The sequence below is a fragment of the Candidatus Skiveiella danica genome (assembly GCF_022705245.1).
Taxonomy (GTDB): Bacteria; Pseudomonadota; Gammaproteobacteria; order Burkholderiales; family Burkholderiaceae_C; genus Skiveiella; species Skiveiella danica.
Window position 1 is genome coordinate 1 of the sequence record NZ_JAKJEW010000124.1, and the last position, 652, is coordinate 652.

General features: G+C 65.6%; 1 protein-coding gene and 1 pseudogene. Both read right to left on the bottom strand.

What is annotated here, in order from left to right; genetic code table 11:
• A partial coding sequence (locus tag ACMUOY_RS20405) for a helix-turn-helix domain-containing protein (protein ID WP_413894548.1) occupies positions 1–298 on the bottom strand: 298 nt, incomplete at its 3' end.
• A 4-nt stretch (positions 299–302) separates the two neighbouring features.
• Positions 303–652, bottom strand: a pseudogene (locus ACMUOY_RS20410) (hypothetical protein); the annotation flags it as partial.

The following is a 652-nucleotide window of genomic DNA, read 5'->3' on the forward strand; positions in this document are numbered from 1 at the left end:
GTGGTGCCGTTTGGGCAGCCACCGACTCTCTGATCCGGTTGAGCTCAGGCAATGAGCGTGCAAACTCTGTTCCGATCGCCGGGCGCATACCGGTGGCTGCCTCCAGCCTGTCATCAATGCCCATGACCAGCCAGCCCTCTTCGCGACGGTGCAGATTGGCTTCGTTGGCCAGCGCAGAGACGTACTGCGCCATTTGGTCAAAGCTGAACGTCTGCCCGGCACGCTTGAACTCCAGCCACTCCGTCTCCGTGGGCATGCGTCGAAGTTCATCCAGAAAGTCGCCCGTCACCTCGTTCATCCCTTCACCTTGCCTTCACGTCATACGGAATGTGCTTGAACACCACATTGCCTTGAGCCAGCCGGGCGGCGCCCAGGCGGCACGCCTCGCCGTAGACCACCAGCGGTGCGTCGGGGTGGGGCGTGGCGGCGTGCAGTTGCAGCAGCGACTGCAGCACCGCGTGCGTGAGCACATTGCCGCCCGCCGGGCGCTTGTCGCCCAGGATGCCGTTGAACAGCAGGTAGTAGGCCGTGCGGCTGCGCAGCACGGGGGGCGGGGGCGCCGTGGTGGTGGACGCGGTTGCTGCTTCGTCACCCCCCTCCGTGCGGGCTGAGCCTGTCGAAGCCAGGGAACTGCTGCCCTGCAGCCCTTCGA